20 protein-coding genes and 1 pseudogene are annotated in these 20,820 nt (G+C 58.5%); 9 read left to right on the top strand and 12 right to left on the bottom strand.

Annotated features, from left to right (window positions below):
* Positions 1-96 precede the first annotated feature (96 nt).
* Positions 97-513 (top strand): rhodanese-like domain-containing protein, encoded by a 417-nt coding sequence (locus tag BMZ40_RS09450; protein ID WP_092374583.1) that lies wholly within the window; start codon positions 97-99, stop codon positions 511-513.
* A gap of 906 nt (positions 514-1,419) precedes the next feature.
* Here the strand turns inward: BMZ40_RS09450 and BMZ40_RS09445 are convergent.
* Together BMZ40_RS09445 and BMZ40_RS09440 are read right to left on the bottom strand one after the other, a co-directional pair.
* A complete protein-coding gene (locus BMZ40_RS09445) occupies positions 1,420-2,259 on the bottom strand; it encodes an RluA family pseudouridine synthase (protein WP_092374580.1) in 840 nt (279 codons plus the stop codon).
* On the bottom strand, positions 2,259-2,606 hold the full coding sequence (locus BMZ40_RS09440) for a cupin domain-containing protein (RefSeq protein WP_092374577.1): 348 nt from the start codon (positions 2,604-2,606) through the stop codon (positions 2,259-2,261). Before BMZ40_RS09440 ends, BMZ40_RS09445 begins: the two co-directional genes overlap by 1 nt.
* 257 nt (positions 2,607-2,863) lie before the next feature.
* On the opposite strand from BMZ40_RS09440, the gene trpB reads away from it, so the two are divergent.
* Positions 2,864-4,072, top strand: a complete 1,209-nt coding sequence (gene trpB, locus BMZ40_RS09435; RefSeq protein WP_092374574.1) for a tryptophan synthase subunit beta — start codon at positions 2,864-2,866, stop codon at positions 4,070-4,072.
* 124 nt (positions 4,073-4,196) lie between these two features.
* On the opposite strand, the gene BMZ40_RS09430 is transcribed toward trpB, so the two are convergent.
* Together BMZ40_RS09430 and BMZ40_RS09425 are read right to left on the bottom strand one after the other, a co-directional pair.
* Positions 4,197-4,892, bottom strand: a complete 696-nt coding sequence (locus BMZ40_RS09430) for a metal-dependent hydrolase (protein WP_177193101.1) — start codon at positions 4,890-4,892, stop codon at positions 4,197-4,199.
* A 7-nt stretch (positions 4,893-4,899) separates the two neighbouring features.
* A complete protein-coding gene (locus BMZ40_RS09425; protein ID WP_092374568.1) occupies positions 4,900-7,149 on the bottom strand; it encodes a hybrid sensor histidine kinase/response regulator in 2,250 nt (749 codons plus the stop codon).
* Between the two features lie 297 nt (positions 7,150-7,446).
* Here BMZ40_RS09425 and BMZ40_RS09420 point away from each other — a divergent pair, with 297 nt between their 5' ends.
* Together BMZ40_RS09420 and BMZ40_RS09415 are read left to right on the top strand one after the other, a co-directional pair.
* Entirely contained in the window at positions 7,447-8,097 is a 651-nt protein-coding gene (locus tag BMZ40_RS09420; RefSeq protein WP_092374564.1) for an AMIN domain-containing protein, read from the top strand.
* 65 nt (positions 8,098-8,162) lie between these two features.
* On the top strand, positions 8,163-8,804 hold the full coding sequence (locus tag BMZ40_RS09415) for a precorrin-8X methylmutase (RefSeq protein WP_092374561.1): 642 nt from the start codon (positions 8,163-8,165) through the stop codon (positions 8,802-8,804).
* Positions 8,805-8,941: 137 nt separating this feature from the next.
* Here BMZ40_RS09415 and BMZ40_RS09410 read toward each other — a convergent pair whose 3' ends face one another.
* Genes BMZ40_RS09410 through BMZ40_RS09400 form a run of 3 tightly spaced genes read right to left on the bottom strand, consistent with a single transcriptional unit; the run spans position 8,942 to position 9,947 of the window.
* Entirely contained in the window at positions 8,942-9,247 is a 306-nt protein-coding gene (locus BMZ40_RS09410; RefSeq protein WP_092374558.1) for a putative quinol monooxygenase, read from the bottom strand.
* Positions 9,244-9,744 (bottom strand): DUF3592 domain-containing protein, encoded by a 501-nt coding sequence (locus BMZ40_RS09405; RefSeq protein WP_092374555.1) that lies wholly within the window; start codon positions 9,742-9,744, stop codon positions 9,244-9,246. Before BMZ40_RS09405 ends, BMZ40_RS09410 begins: the two co-directional genes overlap by 4 nt.
* Positions 9,720-9,947 carry a heavy-metal-associated domain-containing protein gene (locus BMZ40_RS09400; protein WP_092374552.1) on the bottom strand — a complete coding sequence of 76 codons (228 nt, stop codon included), beginning with the start codon at positions 9,945-9,947 and terminating at the stop codon, positions 9,720-9,722. The genes BMZ40_RS09405 and BMZ40_RS09400 overlap by 25 nt, the downstream gene beginning before the upstream one ends.
* A 177-nt stretch (positions 9,948-10,124) precedes the next feature.
* Between BMZ40_RS09400 and map the strand changes: the two genes are divergently transcribed.
* Complete coding sequence (gene map, locus BMZ40_RS09395; RefSeq protein WP_245751073.1) at positions 10,125-10,904, top strand: type I methionyl aminopeptidase; 780 nt, start codon at positions 10,125-10,127, stop codon at positions 10,902-10,904.
* Positions 10,905-11,028: 124 nt separating this feature from the next.
* On the opposite strand, the gene BMZ40_RS09390 is transcribed toward map, so the two are convergent.
* The 5 genes and pseudogenes from BMZ40_RS09390 to BMZ40_RS20170 form a co-directional block, all read right to left on the bottom strand.
* Positions 11,029-11,763, bottom strand: coding sequence for a 4Fe-4S dicluster domain-containing protein (locus BMZ40_RS09390; RefSeq protein ID WP_092374549.1), 735 nt, complete (start codon positions 11,761-11,763; stop codon positions 11,029-11,031).
* 9 nt (positions 11,764-11,772) lie between these two features.
* Complete coding sequence (gene fdnG / locus BMZ40_RS09385; protein ID WP_092374546.1) at positions 11,773-14,808, bottom strand: formate dehydrogenase-N subunit alpha; 3,036 nt, start codon at positions 14,806-14,808, stop codon at positions 11,773-11,775.
* A gap of 29 nt (positions 14,809-14,837) precedes the next feature.
* A complete protein-coding gene (locus BMZ40_RS09380) occupies positions 14,838-15,089 on the bottom strand; it encodes a hypothetical protein (protein WP_177193091.1) in 252 nt (83 codons plus the stop codon).
* Positions 15,090-15,134: 45 nt separating this feature from the next.
* On the bottom strand, positions 15,135-15,725 hold the full coding sequence (locus tag BMZ40_RS09375; RefSeq protein ID WP_245751072.1) for a transposase: 591 nt from the start codon (positions 15,723-15,725) through the stop codon (positions 15,135-15,137).
* A gap of 162 nt (positions 15,726-15,887) precedes the next feature.
* A pseudogene (locus BMZ40_RS20170) lies at positions 15,888-15,995 on the bottom strand (transposase); the annotation flags it as partial.
* A gap of 260 nt (positions 15,996-16,255) precedes the next feature.
* On the opposite strand from BMZ40_RS20170, the gene BMZ40_RS09370 reads away from it, so the two are divergent.
* The 4 genes from BMZ40_RS09370 to BMZ40_RS09355 are packed head-to-tail and all read left to right on the top strand — an operon-like array spanning position 16,256 to position 20,816.
* Positions 16,256-17,482 carry an ABC transporter substrate-binding protein gene (locus tag BMZ40_RS09370; RefSeq protein ID WP_092374537.1) on the top strand — a complete coding sequence of 409 codons (1,227 nt, stop codon included), beginning with the start codon at positions 16,256-16,258 and terminating at the stop codon, positions 17,480-17,482.
* Positions 17,479-19,533, top strand: coding sequence for an ATP-binding protein (locus tag BMZ40_RS09365; RefSeq protein ID WP_092374534.1), 2,055 nt, complete (start codon positions 17,479-17,481; stop codon positions 19,531-19,533). The genes BMZ40_RS09370 and BMZ40_RS09365 overlap by 4 nt, the downstream gene beginning before the upstream one ends.
* Positions 19,530-20,243, top strand: coding sequence for a response regulator (locus BMZ40_RS09360; RefSeq protein WP_092374531.1), 714 nt, complete (start codon positions 19,530-19,532; stop codon positions 20,241-20,243). Before BMZ40_RS09365 ends, BMZ40_RS09360 begins: the two co-directional genes overlap by 4 nt.
* A gap of 30 nt (positions 20,244-20,273) precedes the next feature.
* Positions 20,274-20,816 carry a TlpA family protein disulfide reductase gene (locus tag BMZ40_RS09355; protein WP_092374528.1) on the top strand — a complete coding sequence of 181 codons (543 nt, stop codon included), beginning with the start codon at positions 20,274-20,276 and terminating at the stop codon, positions 20,814-20,816.
* Positions 20,817-20,820 lie beyond the last annotated feature (4 nt).

The following is a 20,820-nucleotide window of genomic DNA, read 5'->3' as shown; positions in this document are numbered from 1 at the left end:
CTGGCTGGTTGCGTGGTGGGGCAAAAAAACATAGATGATGGTTATGTCGGATTTCAGCCACATACGCTCAGTTACGTTTTAGCAAACGGATAAATTATGAGTAATTCAAGATTTTATGGAGTGCTCGCGCTCGTTTTCTGGATTCTTTTCGTTTTGCCGGGAATTGCCGTCGCAAGCGAACATCTGTTGCCGCCATTGGAAGCGCAGAAATTGATTGAGGAAAATAAGGATAATCCGAAATTCGTAATCATTGATTTACGGTCGAAAAATGAATTCGATGACGGCCATATTGAAGGTGCAAAGCTGGTTCATTATTATGCCACAAATTTCAAGAGAATCATTTCTCAATTGGACAGAGAGTCTAAGATTCTTCTTTATTGCCAGAAAGGCAGGCAAGCTCCTCTTGCTTTGAGGGATTTGGAGAAGTTGAGGTTTACAGATATGTATATTCTGGATGGTGGATTTGATGAATGGGTCAATGCCGGGCTGCCAATAGAGTATTCTTCATTTTAAATTGATTTGTTGAATATACGTCAGGATGTTTTTTGCAAAAAGTCGTCATTGCCTTGAAGAAGGGGATGACGATTTTTTTTCTGGAAGAAGAACATGAAAGATGGATTGTTGGTGCGATGCGCGGTCCGGAGTCGCCATGGCCTTGAGGCCCGCCGGAACTCCTTCGCGGGCCTCGTAGAGTTGAATCGTTGCGTGCAGGGCGGGAAATTGGAGAGGTACGTGCGGCAACGATTCAACAAACGACGCCTGGCTCAGTCAGACAGCCGACGCGCCTCAAGACCATGACGACCCCGGACCTTGAGGTGCTGGTGGGAAGTGATTTTGGTGCGGTTGGTTGGAAGAGGATTATTTGAACTGGCTTGAGGAAGCATGGGGCTTTGCGTGCGGAACGCGGTCCGATGCCGCCATGGCCTTGAGGCCCGCCGGAACTCCTTCGCGGGCCTCGTAGAGTTGAATCGTTGCGTGCTGTGTGGAAAATTGGGGCGGTACGTGCGGCAACGATTCAACAAACGACGCCTGGCTCAGTCAGACAGCCGACGCGCCTCAAGACCATGACGACCCCGGACCTTGAGGTGCTGGCGGGAAATGGTGTTGATGCGGTTTATTGGTAGAGGATTTTTGAACTGGCTTGTGGGAGCATGGGGCTTTGCGTGCGGAACGCGGTCCGGTGCTGGTGGGAAGTGGTGTTGGTGCGGTTGCTTGGATGAGGATTATTTGAACTGGCTTGAGGAAGCATGGGGTGCTGGTGGGAAGTGGTGTTGAGGCGGTCATGTTCTGGATGAATTCACAGAATTAATTGCAGACCTCACTTGAAAACATGGTTTTTTTTCAAGTGAGGTCCTTTTTGTTGGAACGACTGCGATGCCGGGCATGTATCGTGTTTGGGCGTGGTCTCAAAAGTGTGGTTTAGTCCACAAGAGGAAATGGAAGATCCGGTACGGCCCATTGTTTTGGAGCGTTGGTGAACGGGCAGGTGAAGGCCAGGCTTCTGGCCATGAGTTGCAGTCCTTCGACCAGCTTGTTGCCACGGCCGTAGCGGGGATCGCCCATGACGGGGTGTCCCAGGCCGTGGAGATGGCGGCGAATCTGATGTTTGCGTCCCGTTTCGATGCGGGCGAGCAGGAGGGTCATGTCGGAGGCGGGGTCGCTCTGGATGACGTGAAAGCGTGACCGGGCCTCTTTGCCGTCCAGGGGTTCGTCGACCTCAAGGTCCGTCCAGTCCGGAATGCCGCGCACGATGGCCGCATACTCCTTGGCCACCGCGCCCTGGCGAAAGAGTTCCCCGAGCTTCGCGGCGGCCTTGCCGTCGTGGGCCAGGAGCATGATCCCCCGTGCTTCACGATCCAGGCGATGAACCGGGTGCAGCTCGTTTCTGGACCCAAGCTTGGCCTGGGCCAGGCGGGGCAGGGTGCAGTGATCCGCGAAACGGGTGCCCTGGGACAGGACGCCCGCCGGTTTGTTCCAGATCGAATAGTGTTTGGCCTTGGCGATGAGTTCCGGCTGGGCCGGGACCAGGGCCAGGAGCGCTGGATCGTAGTTGATTTCCAGACGTTCACCGGGTTTCACTTCAGTGGACGCGCGGCGCAGTCGCGTGGTCGAGCGCCCCGGGCGGGACCACCACACGCCGCCTTTAACCATGCAATCTTTGATGCGGGCCTTGGGCAGTCCGGTCAGGCCGGCCAGTGTGTCGCAGGCGGAGGCTGCTTCTTCCACGGTGAAGGTGCGGGAAAATGTGTCGGCGTGCATCAATATGTTTTTCCCTTCGGCAGATAGGGCATGTAGTCCTCGCGCACGGGGGAGAAGACTTCGATGGCCAGACAGGTTTCGTGGATGACCGCGCCGTGCTCGACTCCCGGGGCGATGCACCAGCTGTCGCCGGGGCCGAAGTGGTATTCCGCTCCGTCGATGGTCATGGTCATGTGCCCCGAGACCAGATATCCGGTCTGTTCGTGCATGTGCGAGTGGATGGGGAGATACGAGTGTTCCTTGAGTTCAAAGCGGGCCATGAGGGTCTTGTCTCCATGAACCAGTGTACTGACACTGATGCCCGGGATGAGCTCGTGCCAGACGGCGTCTTCATTTTTGGTGATCATGCGGGTGCTCCTTTGGTGATCGTGACGCATTCGTGTATCCGATCGATTATGGCTTGACAAACGCTCAGTGCGCGGGCAGTCATTTTCTCCATGAATACCACGGCCAGCAGCGTTTCCCTTCTTTGGTGGCGGCATGAAATACATGCCGTGGGATGCGTCTTGGCCTGAAATCCGTCAAAGGATAAGCAAAATACCAACCGCGGCAGTGCAGACTGACCGCGGTTTTTTTTTTATTCGAACCCCCAAGGAGACTCCTCATGACCATGCCCACAGCCGACGGTTTTTTTGGCGCCTACGGCGGACAGTTCGTTCCCGAACCGATCAAGGACATCCTCAATGAACTGGCCGAGGCTTTTGAACGCTATCGCAACGATCCGGATTTCATCAAGGAATACGAGTACTACCAGAAGCAGTTCACCGGCCGTCCCAATCCGCTCTATTTTTGCGCCAACCTGACCGAGCGCTGCGGCGGTGCGAAGATCTACCTCAAGCGAGAGGACCTGAACCATTTGGGCGCGCACAAGGTCAACAACACCATCGGCCAGATTCTGCTCGCCAAGCGCATGGGCAAGAAGAAGATCATTGCCGAGACCGGCGCGGGCCAGCACGGTGTGGCCACTGCGGCAACGGCGGCCCTCATGGGCATGGAGTGCACCATCCACATGGGCGCGGTGGATGTGGAGCGGCAGAAGCTCAATGTGTTTCGCATGCAGATGATGGGCGCCAAGGTCGTTCCCGCCGAGAGCGGCCAGAAGACCTTGAAGGAGGCCGTGGACGAGGCGCTCATGGCCTGGGTTCAGGATGCCGAAAATACCTTCTATCTGCTCGGATCGGCGGTTGGGCCGCACCCATATCCGGTCATGGTGCGCGAATTCCAGTCCATCGTAGGCCGGGAAGCCAAGGCGCAGATCCTGGAGGCCGAAGGCCGCCTGCCCGATTACTGCATCGCCTGCGTGGGCGGCGGTTCCAACGCCATGGGGCTTTTTTCCGAGTTCATTCCCCATGAGGAGGTCAGGCTCGTCGGAGTCGAGCCCGCCGGCAGAGGGCTTGGCTATGGCGAACACGCTGCCACGCTTTGCCTTGGCGAACCCGGGGTCATGCACGGATTCAACTCCTACATGCTGAAAGACCCGGCCGGTGAGGCCGCGGAAGTCTATTCCATTTCGGCAGGCCTCGATTATCCGAGCGTCGGCCCCGAACACGCCCATCTCAAGGATCTGGGCCGGGCCGAGTACGTGCACGCCAGCGACAAGGAAGCCCTTGACGCCTTCTTCCTGCTTTCGCGCACCGAGGGTATCATCCCGGCCCTGGAATCCTCCCACGCTCTGGCCCATGCCTTGCGTCTCGCGCCGACACTGCCTCCCGAAGCGATCATCATCGTCAACCTTTCGGGACGCGGCGACAAGGACGTGGACCAGATCGAACGCATGGTCGCAAGCGGCGAGGTCGTGCCACCTGTACTGTAGACGCGCGGAGCATTCTTCAGGGATGAGTCCGTTTGTCGACGCGACAAGATAAATGGCCCGGCCGAAAATAATCGGCCGGGCCATTTCAATTTTGTTCCACTCGGCAAGGACCTTGCCGGATGGCTCACTCCACCAGTCCGACCGGCACTCCCACTTCGACCTGCATCAGGGCGTCGCCCAGATCCAGTTTGTCCAGCTCCTTCCTGAATGCGTCAACGTTCTGGGCCAGGGCCGGGAATGTGCCCCAGTGCATGGGGATGACCTTCTTGCATCTGAGCATCATGGTCGCATAGGCCGCCTGGGTCGCGTCCATGGTGAAGACACCGCCGATGGGCAGCAGGGCCAGGTCGATCTTGTACAGCTTGCCCCACATGGCCATGGTCGAAAAAATGCCCGTGTCGCCGGAATGGTAGATGGTGTAGCCGTCCGGCAGGCGGATGATGAATCCCGTCGGCACGCCCGACTCGCAGGAGTGAGTGGCCTGGACCATGGTCACCGCAATGTCCTGGTGGGTCACGGTGCCGCCGATGTTGAAACCGATGCCGTTCAGGATCTGGCTGTCCGGCAGGCCCTGGCTTTTGAGCTTGGCGGCAAGCTCCACGATGCAGCCCAGCGTGGCTCCGGTGCGCTGGCAGATTTCAAGGGCCTGTCCCACATGGTCGCCGTGGTCGTGGGTGACCAGGACAAGGTCGGCGCTAATGCTTTCGGCCGTGGCCTTGGCCGACGGATTGCCGTCGAACCAGGGGTCGATCAGAATCGAGAGATTTTGGCTGGTGATGGCAAAAGCCGAGTGGCCGTGCCAGGTCAGGGTGTTCATGATGCCTCCTTCAGATGTTTTCGTCGCCAAGGGCGATGCGGAGTTCCGCAAGAATGTTTTCGGTCGTCAGCAGCAGGGTCTCGGTCTCCCGGCGCAGGTCTTCGGGTGCGGAGCCCGCGCGGGCCGAATTCTCCAGTTTTTTTGCCGTCAGACCTTCCTCGGTCAGGCCCATGTTCATCAGCAGGCCCTTGATGCCGTGGGCATGGTGCATGAGCTTGTCCGGCCCGGCTGCCTCCAGGCAAGCTCGCAACTTCTGATCGTGAGCGGTCAGCGTCTCGGCCAGGCTCTGGATCAACGGCATGGCCTCTTCGCGATCGAGTTCGTACTGGGCGTTCAGGGAGTCCAGCATGCGCGCGATATAGTCTTTGGTGGGCCGGGGCGATGGCTGCGGCTCGGATACCGGGAAAGATTCGGGCAAAATTTCGGGCTCGGCCTGGGGCGCTGGTCGGGACGGTATTTCCGGCTCGCCTTCCGGCGCCTGCGAGGAATGCGCCGGTGAAGGGTCCAGGATATCGCTGAATCCGCTGAGCACCGCGTGCACCTCGTCCAGCCGCAATGGTTTGGTCAGATAGCCGTCCATGCCGATGCCCAGGCAGCGCTCCTTGTCTTCGAGCAGGGCGTGAGCGGTCATGGCCACGATGGGAGTATGGGTGCCCTGAACCTTTTCGCGCACGGCCCGGACCAGAAAGCTGTTGTCCATGTCCGTGGGGGCTGGCAGTCCCTGTTCGCAGGCGCGGATGATGCCCGTTGCCGTGAACCCGTCCATGACCGGCATCTGCAGGTCCATGAAGATGAGGTCGTAGGCGTGCCTGCTGATCATGGTCAGCACGTCCAGGCCGTCGCTCGCCTCGTGCACCGAGTGCCCCATCTTGCCCAGCAGCAGTCCGGCCAGTTCCCTGTTGGTGGCCACGTCGTCGACCAGCAGGATTTCGAGCGGGCGCAGTCGGGGCAGGCTGCGCTCCGTGGGCTGATTGTCCGGCAGGTGCAGGCGCAGTCCGAAAACCTGGGCCAGGACGCGCAGCAATTCGTCCTGGAGCAGGGGTTTGGTCAGCACGGCGCGTATCTGTCCCTCGCCGGCCGCGATCGATTTGTCGCCCATCTGAGTCAGTACGATGCTCGGGACATCATGCAGGGTTCCGCCCGAGAGCGTGAGTTCCATGCAGGCGAAGTCGCCGAAGTCCGTGTCCATGATCGCAAGGTCCACGCTTTTTCCGTCAAGGCCCATGCACTCCATGCAGTCGGTGGTTTCGGCATCAAGCCCCCAGAAGGCGAGCAGTTCCACGATATGGGCTCGGATCAGCGGATTGTTGGCCACGACCAGGACAGTGGCCGCGTGATCGAAGATTCCTGCGTTTGCCGTGTCCGGGGCGCTGGGCCGGCTCATGAGGGTATGAAATTCGAAGGTGCTGCCCTGCCCGGGGATGCTGTGCACCGAGATGTCGCCGCCCATGAGCTGGACCAGCTTGCGCGAGATGGACAGCCCAAGGCCGGTTCCGCCGTAGACGCGGGTGGAGGAGCTGTCCACCTGGGTGAAATCCTCGAAGATTCCGGCCTGCTTGTCCTCGGGGATGCCGATGCCGGTATCCTCGATCCTGAACCGGACCACGCAGTCGCCTGTCTGGTCCGGTTCCACCGCGCAGGAGCAGCAGACATGGCCCGAGGGGGTGAACTTGAGCGCATTGCCGAGCAGGTTCATGAGCACCTGGCGCAGGCGGATGGGGTCGCCGCGCATTTCGCGTGGCATGTCCGGGGGCAGGCGGCAGATCAGTTCCAGGCCCTTCTCGGCGGCCGTGAGCCCAAGCGTGCTGACGGTTCTTTCGACCTCGGCGCGCAGATCGAAGGGGCGTATTTCCAGCGCGAACTGCCCGGCCTCGATCTTGGAGAGATCAAGGACACCGTTTATGAGATTGAGCAGCGACTCGGAGGCGTTCTTGACGATGGTCAGGGCGCGGTGCTGTTCGGGAGTGACCTTCGTGCCCAGCACGACGTCCGTCATGCCGATGATGGCGTTCATTGGGGTGCGGATTTCATGGCTGAAATTGGCCAGAAACTGGGACTTCATGCGACTTGCGGATTCGGCCTGCCGCTTGGCCTTGTCCAGTTCCGCGACCAGTTGCGTCAGCTTTGCCGCGTCTTCGTGCAGCGGGTCCCGGGCGAGGCTTTGCTCCTGGAGGCGGTCTTTGAGTTCACGAAGCTCTTGCCTGCACGCGCCACGTTCGGATTCGGGATCCTGTGCGCTGGAATTGTTGCGGATGCTCATGAGGTTCGTGTTCCCCTTGGTGGGTCGTTCTGGAGATGCTTGATTTTCTGCCGGATTTCGTGCCGCGCGCGCCGTGAGACGACTTTTTTTAACTACCAGAATTCGCTACCGTGTCCAAGCGCTCACTGTCTGCCGTCCCTGCGGGGCGTATCGGGGGGAGGAACGGGGGCGGCGCGAAAAAGAGCGGTCCTTGCGGTGAAAAATCATGGCATGGAATTGATTTTCTTTTTCTTATTTCTTGGGTAGTGTCGGGGTTGTCAAATACGGACGTTTTAAAATGATGGATGTTTGCCGGTCATGACAAGATCAATCCGTTTTTTCTATCTGTTGTTATGGATTCTTTTCGCATCCTGCCCACTGGGGCATCTTCATGCCGAAGAGCATTCGGTGCGTGTGCATCGTGTCGTCGAGGGGGACAGCGTCCGCCAGCTTTTGCTGAAGTACGGCTGCGTGACCTCCATGGGCGAGTACGCCAAGGTCCGGGATGTTTTCACCAAGCTCAACCCCGGGATTTTTCATTCAGCGCTTCTGACTCCCGGTGCGGATGTCTCCGTGCCCGTGTTCGAGGAAAATTCCGGCAAGGGCTGCCTCCTTTTCGAGGAACAGCGCATAGTGCGCGTCGAATTTGAATCCATGGGCTCCGCCGAGCGGGTGCGCGTTTATCTGGACGGTCCGGTGTTGCCCGACGTGTTTACGCTGAAGACCGCGCTTCCGGTGCGGGTGGTGTGTGATTTCGACGGCGCGCTGCCAAAGCCTGGCCTGATCAGGGAAATCCCCTGTGATGGGCGCATGGTGCGCAAGATCAGAGTCGGTCACGAGGACAAGCCCTTCAAGCGCGCCAGAATCGTGCTTGATGTCGTGGAACCTCTGATCGGTCGCATCGAGCAGGAATTTTTCGAGCAGGAAAGCCTTTTCATGATCACGGTCTTTGAAGACTCCCCCAAATGAGGTTTTGATTCCGCGCCGCGAAACCCCTTGGCATTTTGTCCGGCGCCTCTTCATAAGGATATCTCATGTATGTTTCCGTCCCCCCCATGGAGATCGAATCCCGCTCCCTGGCCATTATCGACGCAGAGGTCCCCGAACCCCGGCCCTTCGCAGGGGACCAGTGGGCTGTCGCCCGCCGCATGATTCACACCACCGCTGATTTCGATCTGCTCTCGCACATCCGCTTTCATCCCGCCGCCATCCAGGCAGGTAAGGACGCGCTTTTGGCCGGAGCCGACATCGTGACCGACACCCGCATGGCATTGTCCGGCATTCCGGTCCGCAGGCTTGAGCCTCTCGGATGCACGGTGCGTTGCCTGATCGATGATCCGGCGGTGGCCAAGCGCGCCAAAAGCGAAGGCGTCACCCGGGCCTGGGCCGCCGTGGACGAGGTTATGGCTCATGGAGGGGCGGACATTTTCGTCATCGGCAATGCGCCGACTGCCCTGTATCGCCTCCTGGACTGGATGGAGCGCGGCGCCCGTCCGCCAAAGCTCATCGTGGGCATGCCGGTCGGGTTTGTGAACGCGGCGGAATCCAAGGAGTTGCTCCTGGCCCAGGACGCCATCCCCTACATCACCATCGTCGGTCGCAAGGGCGGCTCAAGCCTCGCCGCCTGCGTGATCAACGCCCTGCTCAAGCTGGCGCGGGAGCCTCGCGGTTCCTGAGAACATCTGCCAGTCCGTGAAAAAAGAAAGCCCCTGCGCGAATGACTTCGGCAGGGGCTCTTCCTTTGTCGGCCATCGGGAACGTGTAGGCAGGCGGCAAGCCTTTGATTTCAGCATTGCCTTGCCCTGTTTTTTTTCTAGACCTCTTCGACGATGATCAGTCGCGTGTCGAGTACGATGTCTTTTATTCTCTCCTGAAACCCGCGCATGTGGCCGGAGCGCAGGTGGCTCTCAAGAGCTTTGCGGCTGGCCCATTTTTCAAGCACCGTGACCGAATCCGGGCCAAGATGCTGGTTTTCAAGGGCCATGTCGACATCCTGGGCCGGAAAATAGTCCACGCAACCCGGTTCCTGGCGGACCAGGACGGCCAGATCGCGGAATTCGCGCAGAAAGAGCGGAGCCGTTTTGCGTTTGAGGGTGACGTGCGCCACGACGTGGATCATTTGCCTCCCTTGGCGGCGCCTGCGCCGCTCAGCAGATAGACGCCGAAGATGACGGACACGCTGCCGGTCAGGAAGCAGAAAAGTCCGACCCCTGCCTTGAGCAGGAAGAGGGGCATGTAAAGGTGTCGGTAGAGCAGGGACTGCGCGGGGTCGTCCGGATTGACCAGGGCCGAAACGGGGCGTTTTTCGTCCTGGGCCGCGCGCAGGGACAGATGCAGATCCGTTTGCGGACATTCGTCGCCGATGCACGAAAATTGCCCCTCAAGGGCCTGGCCTTCGAATTCGTACTGGTAATGGACCACAGTCTGGTTTCCCAGCGCCTGGTCCGCGCCCGAGAAATGCTCCACGGAAAGGACCTCGACCGTGATCGGTTTCCAGGACTCGGCGGCGAAATGGATCAGGGCGCTTTGACCCGCGTCCAGGAGGAAGCGGGTGCCGAGGATCACGAACGGGATGCCCAGAACGAGCAGGATCAGCTTGCGCAAGGTTGGAAACATGCCCTAGTCCTGTGGGTCAAAGCCGATCTTGCGGAGGCGTCCTTGACCTGATCGAGATTGACCTCTGGGTCGGCGTCGAAGCTGGCCTGACCGGGGTCAAGGGTCACGGAAATGTTGGAGATGCCGGGCGTTGTCTGTAAAATTTTGGTCACGGAACCCGTGCAGTGGGCGCAGGACATTCCTGAGATTTTGATAACTGGCATGGTTGCCTCCTTTTTTTTTCGATCATGGCCGAAAGAGTCATGGAAGGCAACGTTCGCGGACACTGGACAGAACGGTGCGTTCTGGGACAAGTAATATTAAAAAACATCAAACAAAGGTACGTCATGCTATTTCGCAACTCGAAATTACGGTTGAACCGCCGGAGTCTGAGCGCCTCCGTGGCGGAAGAATATTGGAAGAGGTATCGCATCAAACTGAAGGACAAGGCGGCCGTGGACGGCATCGCCAAGGCCGGAGAACTCGTGGTGCGCACGCTGGACATGATCGGGGCCCATATTGCTCCGGGTATCACGACCGACGCCCTCAACACCCTGGTCCATGACTTCACTCTGGAACATGGGGCCGTGCCCGCTTCCCTGGGTTACAGGGGATTTCCCAAGAGCACTTGCGTATCGGTCAACGACGAGATCTGTCACGGCATCCCCGGGCCGCGCGAACTGCGCGAGGGGGATATCGTCAATGTCGATGTGACCAGCATCAAGGACGGCTGGTTCGCCGACGCCAACCGCACGTTTTTCGTCGGCAAGGTGTCCGCCGAGGCCTCAAGGCTGGTGGAGGTGACGGCCCAGTGCCTGGCCCGGGGCATCGCGGCCGTCCGTCCGGGTGCGACGCTCGGGGATGTGGGGCACGCCGTCCAGAGCCATGCGGAAGGTTCGGGGTATTCCGTGGTACGTGAACTGGTCGGGCACGGCGTGGGGCATGCTTTTCATGAACAGCCACAGGTCAATCATACCGGACGTCCCGGCCTTGGTGTCGTGCTCGTTCCGGGCATGGTCTTCACCATTGAGCCCATGATCAACCAGGGCGGTCTGGCCATAAACAGGCTCGATGACGGTTGGACCGTGGTCACGGCCGACGGGTCCCTTTCGGCCCAGTTCGAGCAGACCCTGCTGGTTACCGAGAAAGGGGTGCGCAGTTTGACGCCGTATCCGCTCTGAGGTCGTGTGTTTGACGAAAAAAGGCCCGCGTTTTCGGATGTCCGAAGCGCGGGCCTTTGTTTTTTTTTAAAGAGAGGCCGGGAAGCCGTCTTCCCGGCCGGCCGATGGAGGAGGGCCTTCTGGACTAGGCCTTGCTTCTGGAAGTCGAGCCGAAGAGCTTGGCGAACATGGCCTTGCGGTTCATGAGCCCAGGCGTGGTGGCTGAGGCAACCGCGAAGTCGTGGAACTTCTGCGGGTCCATCTGGTAGAGGTAGATGACCCTGGTCGAATCGGCGTCGCCCAACACCGCGTCAGGGAATTTCTTCTGCACCTCGGCCAGGCGTTTTTCAGCCAGAGCCAACATCTCGTCTCGATCTCCGAAGTTCATTGTCCCGGTCGGACAAGCCTGTACGCAGGCGGGTTTGAGGCCATTCTGCACACGATCAAGGCACATGGTGCACTTGGTAATGACCTTGGTGGCCGCGTCCTGACGCGGGATGTTGTAGGGGCAGGCTTCGCGGATTTCATCGAAATCAGGCAAATCCTTGGTTTTTTCCGTGAAGGTGATGGCGCCGGTGACTTCGTCCTGCAGAATGGCCGTGTCGTCATAGGCGTCGGCGGTCATTTTGCAAGGCGGTTCGGTGCAATGGCGGCACTGCTCGGGAAAGAAGAGCCAGGCGGCCATGAAGCCCTTGTCGTCGGCGACTTCCTTCATGTGCACGGTCTTGTAGGTGATGGCCGAAACATCCATGGGGTTCTGATGCGACCCATGGTTTCTGGTCTGCTCGGCCGGGAGTTTGTTCCACTGCTTGCATGCGATCTGACAACCGCGGCAGGCCGTACATTTGGTCAGATCGACGAAGAATGATTTTCCTGACATATTGGCTCCTTACGCTTTCTTCACGTTGACCATGAAGGCCTTGGTTTCCGGGATGCCGGTGTTCGGATCGCCGACAGCAGGAGTCAGCAGGTTGGCTGCATCCCCACCATCCTTGGGCCAGACCCAACCGTAGTGCCAGGGAATACCCACGACATGGACAGGGTTGCCCATGACGTCAAAAGGCTTCAAGCGCTTGGTGACGATGGCGATGGCCCAGAGCTGTCCGCGCGGATTCTCCAGGATGACCTTTTCGCCGTTCTTGATCCCCTTGAGTTCCGCCAGTTCCTCGCTCATTTCGCAGAACATCTGCGGCTGAGCTTCCGTGAGCCAGGGCAGCCAGCGGGTCAGTACGCCCGTCTGCCAGTGTTCGGTGACGCGGTAGGACGTGCACACGAACGGGAAGCGCGGGTCGCAGGTGGTGCGCTTGTGAGCATCCTCGGCAAACATGAGGGCCGTCGGGCTGTTGAGCTGCGTGGAAAAGGGATGCTCGGTGACCGGGCATTCCAGCGGTTCGTAGTATTCAGGCAGCGGACCGTCGTTCAGGCCCGGACCGTAGATCTGTCCCACGCCATGCTTCTGCATGATGAAGGGATGCTTGGCGCCTGCGTCTCCTCCGCCATCGACAACGTCGATGAGCCATTTCTTGTTCGCGCCGTCCCATGCCAGGACAGGCTTCTGGGGTGCCCATGGCTTGCCTTCCAGGTCCACGGAAGCGCGGTTGTAGATGATGCGGCGGTTGACCGGCCAGGACCAGGTCCAGCCGGGGAAGAGGCCGATTTTCGCCTGTTCCGGAGTCTGGGTCTTGTCACGGCGTTCGGCCATGTTGCCCTTGTCGGTGTAGGAGGCGGTGTAGATCCAGTTGCCCGAACAGGTAGAGCCGTCTGCCTGAAGCATGACGAAGCTTGGGACCTGGCTTCCGGCCTTGTAAACTGTTTCCTTGCCGTCAGCGCCCTTGATGGTCGTGTCTTTGAGGAAATAGCCGTTGATGAGCTTTGCGACCTTGTGCGGATCGAAGACGTGTCCATCACCCCAGTCGTCGACGTTGAGGCCGAGGACCGGATCCGGGAACGCGCCCTTGTCCTTTTTGTACAGCTCGCGGATCTTCAGCGCGAGTTCATAGATGATGTCACCGTCCGGCTTCGATTCGCCCATGGGGCTCGGACCGGCATAGCGCCACTGCATCCAGCGGCCGGAGTTGGAGATGGAGCCTTCCTTTTCCACCGAGACGGCGCAGGGCAGGAAGAAGACTTCGGTCTTGATCTTCTTGGGATCGACGCCCGGGCCCTTCCAGAAGGATCCGGTCTCGTTCTCGAACATGTTGACGTTGACCATCCAGTCCAGCTTGGACAGGGCTTCGCGGGTCTTGTTGGAGTCCGCGCCACTGGCGGCGGGGTTCATGCCCCAGGCGAAGAAGCCCTTGAACTGACCTTTGAGCATCTTGTCGAAGAGCACCAGCCAGGAAGCGTTCTGGCCGGCGTCGAGCTTGGGCATCCAGTTGTAGGCGGTGGGCAGGTCGGCTTCCTTGTAAAAGGACTTGAGCAGACTGGCCATGTACTTGGGTTTGTGCTGCCACCAGTTGACGCTCTTGGGGTCCTTGCTGGCCGGGGTGTTGGCCTTGTTGTAGTCTTCCAGGGTCGCCCAGTTGGCACGCGGAGTGGCCATGTAACCGGGGATGATGTGGAAGAGCAGGGCCTGGTCGGTGGAGCCCTGGACGTTGGATTCGCCGCGCAGCGCGTTCACGCCGCCGCCAGCCACGCCCATGTTGCCCAGCAGCAGCTGGATGATGCTCATGGCGCGGATGTTCTGCACGCCGACGGTGTGCTGGGTCCAGCCCATGGCATAAAGGATGGTGCCGGCCTTGTCCGGTTTGCCCGTGGCCGTGTAGGCCTTGTAGAAGGCCAGCAGCTGGTCTTCGGGGGAACCGGAGATGGCGGAAACTTTCTTGGAGTCGTAACGGTCGTAGTGCTTCTTCAGGATCTGGTACACGCAGCGGGGATCCTTCAGGGTCATGTCCCGCTTGGGCACGCCGTTCTCATCCATTTCGAAGCTCCAGGACTTCTTGTCGTACTTGCGTCCGGCTTCGTCGAAACCGGAGAACAGGCCGTCACTGAAGCTGAAATCCTTGGAAACGAGGAAGGAAGCGTTGGTATAATGGAGAACGTATTCCTTCTGAGTGAGGTCATTGTCCAGGATGTACTTGATCATGCCGCCCAGGACGCCGATATCGGAGCCTGAACGCAGGGGGACGTACATGTCGGATTTGGAGGAGGTGCGGGTGTAGCGGGGGTCGACGTGAATGACCGTCGCGCCTGCTTCCTGCGCCCTGGTGACCCATTTCCAACAGATGGGGTGGTTTTCGGCAGCGTTGCTGCCCATTATCAAAATGCAATCACTGTTCTTGAAGTCGATCCAGTGGTTGGTCATCGCGCCGCGTCCGAACGACTCTGCCAGAGCCGCAACAGTTGCGCTGTGTCAAATACGTGCTTGGTGCTCTATGTACGTCAGCCCCAGACTGCGCAGGAAGGCCTGGTAGATCCAGCATTCCTCGTTGTCCATGGCTGCCGAGCCTACGGAGGCCAGCCCTTCGGTGCGGTTGACGACTTCGCCCTTGGCGTTCTTCAAGGTAAAGGATTCGTCACGGACTTTTTTGACGCGCTTGGCGATTTCCGTGATGGCCCAGTCCCAGCTCTTCTCTTCCCATTTGTCGCTGCCGGGTGCCCGGTACTGGACCTTGGTGATGCGCTGGGGGTTTTCGGCCAGCTGATAGATGGCCGAGCCTTTGGCGCAGAGAGCGCCTTCATTGATGGGATGATCCGGGTCGCCTTCGATGTTGATGGCGCGTTTGGTTTTCTCGTCGGTGGTGACGATGAGTCCGCAGCCTACCGAGCAGTAACAGCAGACCGAGGTGGTTTCCTTGCCTTTGCGCAAGCTAAGGAGCTGTGCGTGGGCCTTGGTGGGCGCCAGGTCAAACCCCAGGCCTCCAAAGGCCGTGACCGCTGTAGCTGCGGCCGTGAGTTTGACGAATTCTCTTCTTCCCAGTTTCATGCAGATCCTCCTGACAATGTTTCTGGTGTTTACCTTCCACGAATTTCTTGGCCGAGGCGCAATTGCAGTCGACGGCCCGACGGGAGAACGAAATCAACCAGCGGCAACTCGGCAGGCCGGGTCGCCTCGCGCCCAATGAGTCTCACGCTGATGCGCCTGGTCAGGACCGGACGCAGGTCAAAGCCGAGGCCGGAAAAAGGCAACAGGCCTTGCATTCCGGACGACTCTGATTTTTGCGAGAGAGGTATGGGGGTTTTCGATACGTTTTCCGATTTTTTCATGCTCTGTGCTATGCATGAAAAAAAGAAGGTTATGCAAGGAGATCTTTAATCCTCAAAGTCTGGCACCATGGCGCAGAGATATTCGGCCAGGATGGGGAAGATGTCGTCGTTTCTGTGATTGTAGCGGAATTCAAGTTCCTTGATGTAAAGCGGGAAATTTCTGGGAGAGATGCCCTTGAGACGCCTGAACCAGTCTTTGGAAAAGGACCAGAAGCCCTTGGACGAGTCGATGAAAAGCCCCTTGTCGTTGTGGCGGATGTTGTAGCGCGCGGACAGATGGCTGCCCCCGACCAAGAGGGCCGCGTATTGCTTGAAGCGGTCCGTGTAGATAATCTTGCCAAGGTTGGCGGTTTTCAGGTGAAAGTTCATCTTGAAATGGATGATGCTGTCGCCGTCAAGCTCGGGAATGAGATCGGCGAAAACGTGCGAGCCGCGCTCCACGATGCCGAACACGGGCATGCGCGCCCCGCTTCTGGTGCTCATGTCCAAGTGAAACTTGCCGGATTTCGAGAAATCGAGCCCTTCGATGGAGCGGATGATCAGGCGTGCGTCCAGCGAGTGGGCCAGTATGGCCATGCGCAGGGTGGTCACCGCCTTGTAGGCGGTGTTGTAGGTGACTCCGAGCTGCTCCGCCATGCGGCCAGTGGATACCTCCAGTTCAAAGAGCTTGATGAGGCGCAGCCATTGCTGGGCGCCAAGATTGCCGTTGTTTATGAAGCGCTGGCTGAAGTCATGAAATGTGTATGAACAACGGGAGCAACGCCGCTTTCCTCCCCGCAGGGCATAGAGTTTCCGGCTGCGGCATTTGGGGCAAAAACGCTGATGGTTTTTCCAGCAAAATTGCAACAAAAATTTTTTTGCAGAATTTTCATTTTTTACAATATTTTCAAAATGTTGAAAATTCATTTATAAAAAATCCTGTGCAAAATTGTGGGTAATAGCGATTCTGTGCTTTTTTCCAAACATCTTATTTAGAGAAGGTATGTCTAGATTGTATTCTGCCAGAAAAGACATAATGCACGCGTCCCATAGGGAGTAAACTCACATTTTTGCACAAGATACAGTCCTTGCTTCGGGAGGGCAAGGGTCGGAGTTTAAGTGGCGCAAGATGTCTTTTTCAGCTACTCGGCATTTGGGCATGCAACGATTTCCCAATGGAGGCTGATGTGCGCGGAGGTTTGCGGATATTTCTCTTGGTGGTGATTGCGTCGTGGCTGGCATCCTGCCAGGACGCCGAAGTCCAGATTCCTCTCGCCCCGGCAGGGCTCGGAGTGACCGATACCGAGGTCACCTTCGGATCTTCCCTGGCGTTGCAGGGGCACGCCGGTTATCTGGGTCAGGAAACGCTGCGCGGAGCCATGAGCTATCTGCAGCACGTCAACGAACAGGGCGGAGTGCACGGCCGGGCCATTCGCGTCATCACCCGCGACGATTCCTACGATCCGCCGAAATGCCTGGACAACACCCAGCGTTTTCTCATCGAGGACCAGGTTTTTGGACTGTTCTGCTATGTGGGCACCCCGACCGCAGTCAAGATCCTGCCCCTGGTTGAAGAGGCGCAGGTTCCGCTCCTGGGCATGTTCACCGGGGCCAACGCTCTGCGCGAGCCCTTCATGCCTTATCTCATCAATGTGCGCGCCTCGTACTATCAGGAAACCAACGCTGCGGTGGAGCATCTGGTGCAGGACCTCAAGCTGACCCGCATAGCGGTCTTTTATCAGTATGACGCCTTTGGCTTCGACGGCCTGACCGGCACGGAACTGGCGCTCAAACGTTTTGGGCTGGAGCCCGTGGCCAGGGGAAGCTACGTGCGCGGCACGCATGACATAAGCGAGGGTCTTGAGCGCATCCGCGAATCCGGCGCCGAAGCCGTGGTCATGATCGGCACTTCGGACCCATGCGCGAATTTCATCCGTAAATCGCTGGAAAATGAGTACTCACCCATTTTTTACATGGTCTCCTTCGTCGGCGCCAAGGAACTGTCGCGAAACCTCCTGCAGTCGGAAACGAACGGTCTGGACGTGATCATGTCCCAGGTAGTGCCTCCGCCCATCAGCCGCGACGGAACCGTGGCCGAAAGCGCCGAGGAGTTCGTCCGGCTGCTGGAAAAGTATTTTCCGGGAGAGGAACCCAATTTCGTGGGTTTCGAGGGCTACATCAACGCCAAGGTGCTCGTGGAGGGGCTTCGGAGGGCGGGACGAAATTTGAGCCGCAAATCCTTTCTTGAGGCCATCACCTCCATGACGAACTTTTCTCTGGGTGGTGATGTCGGGCTGACTTTCGGCCCCCTGGATCATCAGGGCATGGACAAGGTCTACTTCACCCGTCTGCAGGATGGCCGTTTCATCCTCCTTGACGACTGGGAGCAGCTGCGCCGGGAGGATGGCCAATGAAACCCTACGCGCGCATTTCGCTCAAGAACAAGATTTTCATCTCCATCCTGGCCGTCATTCTCATGATCAGCGTGACCATCGCGCTCCTGGCCCGCTGGATTCTCATCTCCGGATTGACCAAGGAGCTTGAATTGCGCGGCATTGCCGTGGCCCACTCCATTGCCGAGCGCGGCGGCGGGTTTGTTCTCGACAAGAACTATTCGGAGCTCCTGAGCCTCATTTTCGAGGAGGCCCGGTTGCGGGAGCGCCAGCACATGATCAATTACATCTTTGTGCTCGATCGCAGCGAGAAGGTCCTTTCTCACACCTTCACCGTGCCTTTTCCCGGCCCCTTGAGCACCGCCAATCCCGTCCTTGAGGGGAACATGCACAGCGTGCGCCTGGTCGCGGTGGGCGCGCAGACCTCCTACGACATCGCGGTGTCCATGAACGAGGGGCTGTACCGCATCGGAACGGTGCACGTGGGATTGAGCAAGGAACACATCGACAAGCTGGTGGCCAAGCTGCGCTTCATGTTCCTGGGATTCATCTCGGCGGTCATCATCATTATCTTCTATGTCAGTCATCGCATTTCGCGCTATATCACCAGCCCGATTTCGCGCCTGACAAACATTTCGGACGAGCTCAGCCGAGGGAATTTCGATGTGCATCTGGATCTGGGCGAGGGTCTGGACTGGGCGGTGACCAACTGTCCGGCCTACAAGGACACCAACATGCCCTGCTGGCATTTCGACGAACAGGGACGCAAGTCTCGCAAGTCCGAGGGCAAGACCGGTCAGGTCTGCTCGACCTGTCTCTTCTACCGCAAACGCGGAGGAGACGAGGTCATCCAGCTGGCCGACTCGTTCATGAGCATGGTCTGGTCCATCCGCCTCTACCGCAAGCGCCTCCAGGAATCGGAGATGAAATACCGGTCCCTGTTCGATTCGGGTCCCGATCCCATTTTTGTCGTGGACTGCAACACGGACCTCATCCTCGACGCCAACCCCAGGGCCGAGGAACTCTACGAATATTCCAAGGGCGAATTGCTGGGCGTGTCCTTCATGGTGCTCGGTCACGACCAGGTCCGGGAATGTCTGACCTCTCTCAATGATGCGGTCACGAACAGCGGCTGCGTCTATTATCCCAAGGTGCTCCATTACAAGAAGGGCGAGCGGCCCTTTTACGTCAACATGCACGCCTGTCCCATCAGTTACGGCGGCACTCACGCCATGATCGTGGCCGTGACCGACATCACCGAGATGATGGAGAAGGACGCGCAGCTCGTGCAGGCGGCCAAGATGAAGACCCTTGGCGAAATGAGCGCGGGCATCGCCCACGAGATCAACCAGCCGCTCAATGCCATCAAGATGGGAAGCGAGTACCTGAACCTGCTCATAGAGCAGAATCGCGAAGTGACCGAAACCCAGATCCGGGACATGGCCACGGAGATCAGCCAGCAGGTGGACCGGGCCACGGACATCATCAACAATCTGCGCGCCTTCGGCAAAAAATCGGGCCTGGTCATGGAAAGGGTGGACATGAACGAGCCAATCCGCGGCGTGCTGTCCATCATCGGCCGTCAGTTCTCCATCCAGCGTATCACCATTCGCCTGGAACTGGGCGAGGACCTGCCGTACATCAAGGGCCACAACAACCGGCTGCAACAGGTCTTTTTCAATCTGCTCAACAACGCCCGGGACGCCATTCAGGAAAAGATGGAGAGTGAACCCGGCATGTGGGGAGACATCCTGGTGCGCACCTACGCCAGGGAAGGCCGGGTTTTCGCATCCTTCGCCGACAACGGCCCAGGCATAGCCGATTCGGTGCGCAACAAGATCTTCGAGCCCTTTTTCACCACCAAACAGACCGGCAAGGGCATGGGGCTCGGCCTGGCCATAACATACGGAATTGTCCGCGATTATGGCGGAACCATTACTATTGACAGTCAACCGGGTCAGGGGACAACATTCACCTTGAGTTTTCCAAGCGTCGAGAGTCATCAGGCTCTTGAGCACAACGCAACCCGCGTGGACAAAAAAACGGAACAACCCAGCGAGACATCTCAATGACGCAAGAAAAAATCCTGGTCATCGACGACGAGAAGGCTACCCTGAAAATGTTCCGGCTCTTTCTGGACGTGTACGGATTTGACATCCTTACGGCCGAATCCGGAGAAGAGGGGCTGGAAGTATTCGACAGGGAAAAACCCGACATCGTCCTGACTGACATCAAGATGCCCGGCATGGACGGAATCGAGGTTCTGCAGCAGATCAAGAAGCGGTCGCCCGCTACGGAGGTCATCGTCATCACCGGGCATGGCGACATGGATCTGGCCATTCAGGCCCTGAATCTGGATGCCGCCGATTTCATAAACAAGCCCATCCAGCGGCAGAGCCTTGAACAGGGGCTGGCCCGGGCCAAGGAGCGGCTCAAACTGGCCAAGAGTAGGCAAAACGAAGTCAGCGTCGTTAGGCAGGGCCAGGCGCTGGTCATTGAGATCCAGGGAAGCGTCAGTTCCCACAGCGAACCGTATCTGCGCGAAGCCTACTCCAAGGCCCAGGAAGCGGGGGTGCAGCGCATCGTGCTGCATTTCGATCCCAACACCTCTGTGAACGGAGCAGGCATCGCCATTTTGACTCAGCTGGTTCTGGAGAGCGAAAAGGACGGTGTCGAGATCGTCATGGCCGGTCTTTCCGAGAATTTTCGCAAGGTTTTCGGCATAGTTGGTCTGACCCGCATGGTTCAGATCTTCGACAGCCTGGACGAGGCCTGCGCCTAGGTTTTTTCGGCCAAATGCCAAGGAGTATTCATGACGCTTTTCACTCGTATCGCATTTTGTCTCTTTCTCTTTTGCGTGACCCAGCCTGTCATGGCCGCGCCGCCCGCCACCGGCGACGTCATGCCCGAACTGATTCTGCCCGTTCCCTTCGATCCGGCCGGGCAGGAGATGCTTGGCGTGCAGGGGAAAACGACCTTCACTCTTGCGGATCTTGGCGCCGATCTCATTTTCATCGAGGTCATCGGAGTGTATTGTCCGCAGTGCGTGAAGCAGTCCCCGGGTTTCAAAACCCTTTTCAACCGCCTGAACAGGGGCAAGCTCAAGGGGCGGGTGGCCATGTTCGGGCTGGCCGCCGGAGGAACGGACGCCGAGGTCAGGCAGCTGCTGGGCACCGGCCAGTACCTTTTTCCGGTTCTGAGCGACCCCGACTACGTGCTGCACAAGGTGCTGGGTGAGCCGCTCACGCCCTACACCATCGTCTGCAGACCGGACGGGAGCGTGGTTTACGACCACCTCGGCGTGGTTCAGGACATTGACGCGCTGTACCAGCACATAAAGACACTGCTCGACTGATCGC

It is taken from the genome of Desulfomicrobium apsheronum (genome assembly GCF_900114115.1).
Taxonomy (GTDB): Bacteria; Desulfobacterota; Desulfovibrionia; order Desulfovibrionales; family Desulfomicrobiaceae; genus Desulfomicrobium; species Desulfomicrobium apsheronum.
Note: the sequence above shows the minus strand (reverse complement) of the source record. Positions and strands in the feature narration are given on the sequence as shown.